The following is a 10,048-nucleotide window of genomic DNA, read 5'->3' on the forward strand; positions in this document are numbered from 1 at the left end:
CATACTAAAACATTACTCAAATCAACTCATTTATCCATCAAACAGGTCAGTCATGAATTACATTTTGAAAATTCAAGCGTATTCTGCAGGTTCTTTAAAAAAATCACCGGGATTTCACCAAGAACCTTCAGAAACAGCTGACCAATCTTATACACCAACCCTGTTACAATCTTAAGAAAAGATATATTTAAGAAGAAACAACATCAATTACCCTCTTTTTATCTTACAAATTGTATACAAACCCCATGAAAGTGTAAAAGAAATAAAGTGAACCTCGCTTTACTTTTACACCATGAAAAATTCAACGAAAAAAGCAGCAACAGGATTCATATTTATCACCTTGCTGATTGATATTACAGGATGGGGAATCATTCTTCCCGTAGTTCCGAAACTGATTAAAGAACTTATTCATGGTGACATTAGCCAGGCCGCTCAATATGGCGGCTGGCTGGGGTTTGCCTATGCTTTTACCCAGTTTATCTTCTCTCCCGTGGTGGGAAACCTTAGTGACCGGTATGGCAGAAGGCCTGTCATTTTAATTTCCCTTTTTGGATTTGCAGCAGACTATATTTTTATGGCTCTCGCTCCGTCTATCGGATGGCTGTTTCTGGGAAGAATCATTGCGGGATTAACAGGAGCCAGCATTTCTACAGCAAGTGCATATATTGCTGACATCTCCACTCATGAAGACAGGGCTAAAAATTTCGGTATGATTGGAGCTGCTCTGGGATTGGGATTCATTATCGGACCGGTTATGGGTGGACTGTTAGGACATTATGGGGCAAGAATTCCTTTTTATGCTGCTGCCGGACTGTGCCTTTTAAATTTTCTTTATGGATACTTTATTCTTCCGGAGAGTCTCGACCAAAGTAAACGCAGACCATTTGAATGGAAACGTGCCAACCCGATCGGATCACTACTTTTTTTAAAGAAATATCGTGAAATTTCCGGTTTAATCATAGCTTTAATCCTGGTCTATATTGGAATTCATGCCGTACAGAGCAACTGGCATTTCTTTACCATGTATCAGTTTGGATGGAATGAACGAATGGTTGGTATTTCACTTGGAGTATTAGGCTTATTACTGGGACTGGTTCAGGGTATCCTGATAAGATGGACAACTCCTAAATTGGGAGAAGAAAAAAGCATATATTATGGCTTAATATGCTATGCAGCAGGATTGTTATTATTTGCATTCGCTACGCAAGGATGGATGATGTTTGCCTTCCTTATTCCATACAGCCTGGGTGGAATTTGTGGCCCGGCATTGCAATCAGTTATCACTAAAAATATTCCTTCCAATGAACAGGGTGAACTGCAAGGGGCATTGACAAGTTTAGTGAGTGCCACTTCTATCATAGGACCTCCGATAATGACTAATTTATTTTATTATTTCACTCATAGCGAAGCTCCTTTCAGATTTTCTGGAGCTCCATTTTTCCTGGCTTCTGTTTTAATAGTTATTAGTGCAATTATAGTTTATTTTGTATTTCAAAGAAAAAATAAATTGTAACCATATTCATCGAATCAAAGAAAATATTTAACAGTATCTATAATAAACGATCCAGCTCATTTTGAGCTGGATCGTTTTAAATCTATTTTAATGATCTATTGGCTAAGTTTATCTTTTATAACTGCCGCAGCCTGTAAAATTGCAGTTTGTATAGCTGGTATATCTGCTAATGGATTTAACAAACCATAATCATGAATTAATCCGCCGTATCTTGTAAGGGTTACTTCTACCCCTGCTTCATTTAATTTTCTTGCATAGGCTTCTCCTTCATCGCGAAGTACATCGTTTTCTGCAGTCTGAACCAAAGCCGGAGGTAATCCTTTTAATTGCTCAATGGGAGCCTGCAAAGGTGAAGCATATATTTCTTTACGTTTCTCTGCATCTGGTAAATAATTATCCCAGAACCATTTCATCATATTTTTTGTTAAGAATCTCCCTTCAGAAAATTCGTTATAAGAAACAGTTTCAAAATCAGCATCAGCAACAGGCCATAATAATACCTGTAATTTAATATGCGGGCCATTATTATTTTTTGCCATCAATGCTATTACAGCGGTCATATTACCACCCACACTATTTCCTACAACAGCAAGATTGTTTCCATCAACACCAATCTCTTCTCCATGTTCAGCTACCCATTGTGTTACTGCATAAATCTGATTGATAGCCACCGGATATTTTGCTTCCGGGGAAGGTGTGTAATCCGGAAATACAGCTACTGCACCACTTTCAACCACCAAATCTCTTACGAGTCTGCGGTGGGTAGGATAATCTCCCAATACCCATCCACCACCATGAGTAAAGATAAATACGGGTGCATTAGGCTGGCTTCCTTTAGGTTTGGTGATATGAATATTGACTTCATATCCGTTCTGACTAATCACCTGTTCGGTTTCTTCAATTCCTGAATAATCAACTTCAACTGATTTCTGAGCGCCTATCAGAATCTGACGAGCCTCTTCAGGACTTAATAATTCCATTGGGGTATCGTCACCTGAGTTCAACGCCTGTAAAAACGTACGTACTTCTGTAAAAATCTGAGGATCATTTTCTCCTTTGAAAGGTCTTTGCTGTGCCATGATATTTGTATTTAATGTTAATAAAAAGAACTTAAAGCATGTAAAACATATATTGCTTGAACGTTCTGAATTTTAATAATAATTTGATACTGCAAAGCTACTTCCCATCGGATAGTTTTGTAAGACACAAAAAGCCATATTAATTGTACATTTTTCCCTTGATGTACTTTTTTCTAAAATTTGAGGGAGTATCACCCACTTTCAGTGAGAACAATCTGTTAAAATAGGCCGGATCATCATAGCCAAGTTGATAGGCAATTTGTTTAGCACTCATTATGGTATGGATCAATAATCTTTTTGCTTCAAGAATAATCCGGTCTTTGATGACTTCGTTTGGTTGAGACATATTCATTTTCTTCAGACGATGCGTCAGTGTTTTTGGAGCAATCCCCATGATATCTGCATAGTCTGCAACAGTATGCTTTTCTTTGTAATGGTTTTCCACCAAGAGGCTAAACTGACGATAGAAAGCTGTGTCATGGTCAACTCCGTCATTTACTTTGTCCAGATGCTGTACACTCCACAGTCTTGTAGAAAGGATGATGATCTGCTTCAGGTAAACCCTTAGCATTTCTTCCTGCTGGGCTTGTTTTACTTTAAATTCATCCTGTATTGCTTTCAGGATATGCTTAATAACAATTGCCTCTGTAGCATTTAAAGTAATCATAGGCATATTGCTGAGATTATTAAACAGAAGACCATCACAGGCAACCTCAGCATCGTGAATCTGAATGCAATAAAAATCCCGGTTATAATAAATCATAAGCCCTGGCTCTTCACCTGTATTTTCAATATGGAAATGCTGATTGCTATTGATAAAGAAAACTGTAGGAACTTCTGTTGTATATTGCCTGAAATCTACAGTAAGAGTATAATCTTCCGGCAAGTATAAAATTTTAATATAGGATTTATATTTTTCTGAATTAACTTCTTCCTGATCTCCAGAGCTCACTCTGTGAAGTCCCATTTTTTTATAGAATGACTCAAGGAGATATTGTTGAAACTCAATCATATTTTCAATTTGAATACTGAATAGGTATTAAATACCAATTAATAAAGCTCTTAAGGTTCTAAAAATTCTAATATCTGCTCTTGGAGCTACTGTTTCTTCTTTTGTTTTCTATTGCGCTTAATGAGATAATATATTGTAGTTGGGATTACGATGAGCAGGGATATTCCTAATGAAATAAACTCCATAATCTGTTCATACCAGAGATATGAAAAATTAATCTCTACATAAATAAAACGCAGGATAAAAAGAAAATGAAGACCTGCAATACAATACCAAAAACATCCGAATGAATCAATTTCACTCTCCATGATAATTTTGAAGAAAAATACTAAGCTTACTATCTGAAGAAATAGAACCAATACAATCATATTCCTATTAATTTTATTTCCACATCATAAATCCCTGGGTAGCCAGGTCACGGCCTTCGGGAAGGTAGAGAGTAATGCCGGGTTGGTAAACACTCTTTTCTTCTCCATACTCAAGCATTAATGCTCCTCCACCTCTTAATTTAGGATCCAGGCTATCGGTAATAAGGCATAATAATTTTCCATCCCCCATGTAATCCATCTTATATTTAGTAATGGGGAGCTGCTTATACTTATCTATCACATATCCTCTGTATTCTTCTAATATGTTCTTTATATTATTGTCTTTGTATAACACTTGTTGAATTCGTATTGTAGATGGATAAACCAGCTTTAATTCAGCATTTATGTCATTATTCACATGAATTTGGCCAATCATTTTATAAAATTCTAATGCTTTCTTTTTTACCAAATCCTGATCTAACTTTCTCAAATCCTGCCCTTTTGTCCACCCTTCAAACTCATAAGGAACTTCGGCATTAAATGTAAAGCTAAACTCATAAAATTCTTTCCCAGCAGCTTCTTTTGGGCTTACTTGTGTTGTAATTATTTTTTCATCATCAAAGCTTTTTTTAGATTTATTATCCATCATGACTACTGAAATATCAACCTTTGCTTTGTCTGATAATTTGGTAGCTGGAAGTTGATTTTCTAACCCTAAATCTTTATTAATTAAATCTCCAACAGGATACATTTTTACAGTAACTTTCTGTGAGCCTGATTTCAAAACCGGATAAATTCCAATAGGAGTAATTACATTTGATAATTCATAATCACTATTATTAAAAACATCGTTAATATATACTTCAATCAAACAATTTTGCTTATTAATTCTAACATAATAAATGGGCTCTTTATCATAGTGCTTAATTTGTGAACTTACTTTTGTCACAAAATTAGCTTCTGTAATATCCTTTGCTTCTGGAAAGATATATTGATTGATATCGTACATATTTTTAGAATTATTTATTGTTGTTAGTTGATTATTTTCTTTTTTCTGAGCACAACTTAATAAACAAGTATTAGCTATTATTATTAAAAATAGTTTTTTCATATTATCTTTCTGATGGATTTTTAGTCATTTCTGAAGAATTAAATACTAATTGACAAGGCTCCATTAACATAAACTGAGTAGGTTCTTTTTTTGCCAATACTGTAGTTTTACCTTTACCTCTTTGTCCTACCACTTCAGCAGTATACTCATATTCTCCTGCCAATCCCGTAAAAGCAATTTTATCTTCATGATAAGGCTTACCATCCGCTTTAAAATAGTACCGTCTTTCAATAAAAACATTACCATTTACCTCAAACGCTCCTTTTACATTTAAATTTTGCATTTTTTCTTCTTCATTATTATTCCATGTTAATACATGCATACCTCTTACTAATAGATTCTCATTTGTGATACTTCCCGAGAGCTTTAAACTTACAGTAAAAGCTCCTGAAGGAGCAACACTGATTGAAGAATGATCTTTTTTACTTTTACCTTCAGCAAGAGTTACCATATTGAGACTCTTTTCAGCATTATGAATCTTTAACCAGAAATCGAGGTCTATATGGGCCGTAATATCTTTTTCAAACTCTGCTTCAGCACCAAAAACTTCTTTCAGCGCTGTATCTGTAGCAAATGCCAAAAGTTTATACACTCCATCCAAAGCCGTGTTGGCAACATGTAAAGGATAAGTAATAGCTCCGTACCAGCCAACAACCTCCTTTCCTCCTTTTACTTTTGTAAGAAACATTCTGCTAACACCCAGACCAAATCCTCCTGTTGCCGCTTTCGCCATATTAAGAGTCATTCCAGCTGGAGTTTTATCCAGTAATAATTCTCCCAAACTCTTCTTTTGCTTTACTCCCATATTGAGGAGCGGACTAATTTTTATTCGCTCTTCCATAACTGGCTGAACCCCAATATTGGGATCATCTGCAAATCTATAGCCTCTAAAATATGATCCTTTCATCATTTCAAGAGTATTTTTTGCCATATTTACGTTTCTTGCAGTTTCAAAAGTTTTCGAATACTTAGTCAATATATTTCCTGCTTTTTTCCCGGCGTTTGCAATCTTTGCTCCTTTATTGACAACACTAGCTACTTTTCCCGCTTTCGAAATAAAATTAGCAAGTGCAGCTCCTTCCGTAAGAATAATGAGCAGCACATCAATAAGAATTTCCAGAGTAACTACACCAGCAACCATAGCCTTAAATACTGCGGGGTATTTTTCTGCATAGTCAATCTGTTTTGAATTCTTTTTCCCTGCATTATCAAAATCATAGTAAGCAGTAAATCCAAACTCGTATCTATCAGCCATATCTTTTATGATATCAAGAATAAAATTACGAATAAAAGCAGTTCCAATTACAGGGCTAATAATCGTTGCTGAAAGACGATCTGCTATAGGACTGTTTTTAATCCAATCTAATTCTTCATTCAGCCCCTTCACGGTTTTTATTGTTTTTTGCTGGCCAAAAAGATAGTATTCAGGAATATATGGATCATCAAACAATGCATGAAATCCCCACGCAACATCTGCAAATGTTTTTAAATACAGACTTTTATGATAGCGGCAGGTTTCTACGGGTATTCTATAATATTGTATGAGATCTTTACTGCTGATCTCCCAATCCATCAATACACTTTTCAATGTAGAATATGCAGGATCTGTACTGGACATCAAGCTGGAAAACAGAAAATAATTCTTTAAAAAGTCCCAGCTGGTTTTTTCATCATACTGATAATTGAAAGAAGGATAAATGGTAACTCTCTCATCTTCTTTTACCACCTGAACTTTTATCTGGGAATCTTCCAATATCTGAGTATCTATTACCCTACCCTTATGTGGCTTTTTTCTCTCACGTTCATCATTTTCTGAAAAGAAAGTCTGTTTTATATTTTCCTCAATATACTGGCATTCTTTGGTAGCTACATTCTCCAACCGTATGCTCAACTCTTTGATATTTTTACTGTCTTTAGGCGGAGCAATGGCAGAAACCATAAATTTCATGTTTCTGAATTGCCCATTCTGATCTTTTCTGACTGGCTCTTTTTCATCAAAAAGTTTTATTTCCTGAGCATTCCCATATTTATAAAATATTTTTTCATATTTACAAGGTTCATACTTTTGGGTAAAGTATTTCTCATCATATACCGTCACCGGACTTATATTAGCAATAGGCTGTTCCTGTTGATTAAAATCAAAGAAAACATCAAGATATTTCTTTTTCTTATCTCCATCAAACAGCATCAGATCATCATAGGAAATTACAAAATACAGTTTTCCTAGAGACTTATGTCTTATCTTTCCTGTAAAAGCCAACGTATCAGGCAACATGTCTGCAATAAGAATAGGCAGAAGTGCAGCATAAAAACTCTTATTTTTCAGAAACTCTTCGTGAGAAAGATAAAATCCCTGTAAACTGTAAAGTTCAGTGATGGTAAAAATACTGGTAAACAATATCTTAGACTCTCCATCCTGTCTTTTAAAATAAACATCTATTTTCAGGGGATGCCCGTATAGTCCAATCCCTTTTATATGAACTGTACTATTGTTATTTATCCCTACTTCATAAGCTTCTCTATCCTCTTTACTGTTCCACCATTTCGCTTCTGTAATTCTTGGTTTAGCCACTACAATAAGCTGTATGGAAGCCAAAGGATTTCCATTTTCATCTTTAGCGAAAATAGTAAAAACATGTGGTCTTTCGTGAGATCCTGCATAGGATTTTAAAACGATAAGCTCTGTTTTATTTCCTCTGGTGAGATCTCCTGTATCAAGTTGCCCACCATTATCGAATATTCCCCAAATTGCTTTGGAAGCAGCCGTACTTTCTACAAGTTCCAACTCAAGATTGAAGGAATCATTTTTGATTGCATCAAAATTAACAACAATCCTGTTGCCGTCTATATTATGATTAGTAACTATTATTCTGGCCATGATCTTATCTTGTATTAAAAGTTAAAGAATGCTGTGGCTTTTCAGGCTCTGTAAGAATTGGACAAAGCTCTTTCATGATATCCTGGTCTGCTTTTTCCATATTTTTAGGACCTAGCTCGGCAATCTGGCCATGATTAATAATAGTAATGCAGTCAGTACCACCAATCGGACAAGTTGCTTTACTATCTTCCAGCAGAACCATTCCTCCATTGTCTTCAATAATTATTTTATCATAATATCCGCTCCATTGTGTAACCACAGCAGTACAAGGAGTATTATTTTTTTTAGAACAGCTTCCGAATGTATTCTTCTCGAAAGTTGAGCCAATATCTACATGGGTTGCAGTTAATTTTTGTTTACCATCCTTATCGTTAATATAACGTCTGCTCTGGGTATTTACTTTAAGTTTATCAGGTGTTGTACCGAAATTGCATTTGCAGACTGCACCCTGACAAACCAAGTGTTTTTCACTCATATTATTTGTTTTTTGTGTTGATTGGGTGTATAAAACTCTATAATTGGTGAATCCAAATATAGAAAAAATCCAAACAGTGAACAGCATTTTTGCCCTGTACACTTCATACATAGTTCATTTACAATTCATAAATGCCTATTTCAATTCTCTTATGATGATTTTTTCCTTGCAATTCAATAAATCCTGCCACGGAAAAAATTCTCTTATCTGTTTCATCTATTTTAAATACCATCCTGATATCTCCTTTTACTGTATGTTCAGGATTCCTGTTAACCAAAGCATTGGAAGGTGCATTCCATAGCTCATTTTCAGATCTGCTATCAATACAAGATCCGGTAAGACGGATTATGAACTTATTATTTTCATTGATCTTCAGATCAGAATTCAGACTCACTTTAAACTTAATTCCTGTATGTTGTGGAAAAATGAGATAATGATCTTCATATTCCACAGTCTTTCCATAGGCATAACTTCTATAAACAGGGGTATGCCATAATTTGAAAAAAATACTGTTCAGCAGTCTATTTCCATATAATTCTGCATTGCATAGAGCTTCTTCTGCTTTGGATAGAATTTCAGCACCTGTTTCTCCCTGGTAATATTCCTCTAATTCCGGACGCTGCCGTATCCATCGTTCTTTAATCTCTTTACTGTTAACCACACTTTTAAAACTTCCATCATGATTACTGCTAAGCTTAAGCGGATAAATGCATTGATCAATTTTATAATAAAGCTGTTCTGCCAGCCGGAAGCTGTCACTATTATTTATCCTTACAGAATGTTTATTGAAAGTAGCCACATACAGATCATCATGAATCTCTTCCATAATATCGATTTCAAAATCCAGCTCATTTATCATTTTTTCATGTTGAAAATAGCGCTCGGTAATTCCATATTTTTTCATTGTTTTTCCGGTAGCCTTCGTCACATTAGCACTGGAATACTCAACTTTTGGGGGAATAGGAATTTCCTGTTCATAGCTTATTGGAAGCAATATATATTTTAGTTTTTGAGGAAGGATATCTCCATAGATATATTCATCTACTACTCCACTATGAAGATTATGATAGTACACAAGTTCAGCAACGGATAAGCCTAATTTATCCGCGATGGCTGAAGTAGTATCTCCAACCTCTATCTCGTATTTCTTCTGTACTTTCTTCATGGTTATTTGATTTTTTACTCTTTCATGGTGATACTTAACTATTTAACATGCAATATAGTTGCTATAAAATTCACATACAAATGAAGTGGGAACAAATTAAAAATTTGTAGTAATTCTACGATTTTTATTATATTCTTATCCTTAATGTTCAATAAACATCAATAAAATGACGACAAACGTTCTATCTTGATTATAATTAAACTTTAGTTCCGTTCAACTAAAAATCAAAATCATCTACAACCCGGAACAATACCTTTCAATATTTTTTTTAATATATCTTATACTTATGGTAATTTTTTTTTGAAAGTCTGTTCTTTGCTGACCAAATCAAAAAATATTAAATTTTATTAAAAAATATTTTGCCAATATTCAAAAACTTCCTATATTTGCACCACTAAAAACAACGATACTATCGGAGTTTAAGGAGAGTTGGCAGAGTGGTCGATTGCGGCAGTCTTGAAAACTGTTGACTGTAACAGGTCCGGGGGTTCGAATCCCTCACTCTCC

General features: G+C 34.9%; 9 protein-coding genes and 1 tRNA gene. 3 read left to right on the forward strand and 7 right to left on the reverse strand.

The features are described 5' to 3' along the window. Window positions 1-141, forward strand: a 141-nt coding sequence (locus BBH99_RS21820; protein WP_123872986.1) for a helix-turn-helix domain-containing protein, incomplete at its 5' end; no start/stop codon positions are given. A 151-nt stretch (window positions 142-292) separates the two neighbouring features. Then, window positions 293-1,513: a TCR/Tet family MFS transporter gene (locus BBH99_RS03865; protein ID WP_066692231.1), complete on the forward strand. Its 1,221-nt coding sequence runs from the start codon at window positions 293-295 to the stop codon at window positions 1,511-1,513. A 95-nt stretch (window positions 1,514-1,608) separates the two neighbouring features. Here BBH99_RS03865 and BBH99_RS03870 read toward each other — a convergent pair whose 3' ends face one another. From BBH99_RS03870 to BBH99_RS03900, 7 genes are all read right to left on the reverse strand, one after another. Then, window positions 1,609-2,592 (reverse strand): alpha/beta hydrolase, encoded by a 984-nt coding sequence (locus BBH99_RS03870; RefSeq protein ID WP_066692235.1) that lies wholly within the window; start codon window positions 2,590-2,592, stop codon window positions 1,609-1,611. Window positions 2,593-2,731: 139 nt separating this feature from the next. Next, window positions 2,732-3,604: a helix-turn-helix domain-containing protein gene (locus BBH99_RS03875; protein ID WP_066692237.1), complete on the reverse strand. Its 873-nt coding sequence runs from the start codon at window positions 3,602-3,604 to the stop codon at window positions 2,732-2,734. A gap of 86 nt (window positions 3,605-3,690) precedes the next feature. Further along, the gene (locus BBH99_RS22680) at window positions 3,691-3,912 is read right to left on the reverse strand and encodes a hypothetical protein (RefSeq protein ID WP_228390732.1); all 222 of its coding nucleotides are present in this window, start codon (window positions 3,910-3,912) and stop codon (window positions 3,691-3,693) included. Between the two features lie 73 nt (window positions 3,913-3,985). Continuing rightward, a complete protein-coding gene (locus tag BBH99_RS03885) occupies window positions 3,986-5,023 on the reverse strand; it encodes a hypothetical protein (protein WP_066692241.1) in 1,038 nt (345 codons plus the stop codon). Between the two features lies 1 nt (window position 5,024). After that, on the reverse strand, window positions 5,025-7,901 hold the full coding sequence (locus BBH99_RS03890; protein WP_066692243.1) for a hypothetical protein: 2,877 nt from the start codon (window positions 7,899-7,901) through the stop codon (window positions 5,025-5,027). Window positions 7,902-7,905: 4 nt separating this feature from the next. Then, complete coding sequence (locus tag BBH99_RS03895; protein ID WP_066692257.1) at window positions 7,906-8,376, reverse strand: DUF4280 domain-containing protein; 471 nt, start codon at window positions 8,374-8,376, stop codon at window positions 7,906-7,908. Between the two features lie 118 nt (window positions 8,377-8,494). Beyond that, window positions 8,495-9,541, reverse strand: coding sequence for a hypothetical protein (locus tag BBH99_RS03900; RefSeq protein WP_066692254.1), 1,047 nt, complete (start codon window positions 9,539-9,541; stop codon window positions 8,495-8,497). A gap of 423 nt (window positions 9,542-9,964) precedes the next feature. Between BBH99_RS03900 and BBH99_RS03905 the strand changes: the two genes are divergently transcribed. After that, a tRNA-Ser gene (locus BBH99_RS03905) sits at window positions 9,965-10,048 on the forward strand.

Origin of the sequence: Chryseobacterium contaminans (genome assembly GCF_001684955.1) — a bacterium.
GTDB lineage: Bacteria > Bacteroidota > Bacteroidia > Flavobacteriales > Weeksellaceae > Chryseobacterium > Chryseobacterium contaminans.

Coding starts and splice junctions, on each gene's coding strand:
- BBH99_RS03865 (WP_066692231.1), top strand. CDS start 293: ATGAAAAATTCAACGAAAAAAGCAGCAACAGGATTCATATTTATCACC.
- BBH99_RS03870 (WP_066692235.1), bottom strand. CDS start 2,592: ATGGCACAGCAAAGACCTTTCAAAGGAGAAAATGATCCTCAGATTTTT.
- BBH99_RS03875 (WP_066692237.1), bottom strand. CDS start 3,604: ATGATTGAGTTTCAACAATATCTCCTTGAGTCATTCTATAAAAAAATG.
- BBH99_RS22680 (WP_228390732.1), bottom strand. CDS start 3,912: ATGGAGAGTGAAATTGATTCATTCGGATGTTTTTGGTATTGTATTGCA.
- BBH99_RS03885 (WP_066692241.1), bottom strand. CDS start 5,023: ATGAAAAAACTATTTTTAATAATAATAGCTAATACTTGTTTATTAAGT.
- BBH99_RS03890 (WP_066692243.1), bottom strand. CDS start 7,901: ATGGCCAGAATAATAGTTACTAATCATAATATAGACGGCAACAGGATT.
- BBH99_RS03895 (WP_066692257.1), bottom strand. CDS start 8,376: ATGAGTGAAAAACACTTGGTTTGTCAGGGTGCAGTCTGCAAATGCAAT.
- BBH99_RS03900 (WP_066692254.1), bottom strand. CDS start 9,541: ATGAAGAAAGTACAGAAGAAATACGAGATAGAGGTTGGAGATACTACT.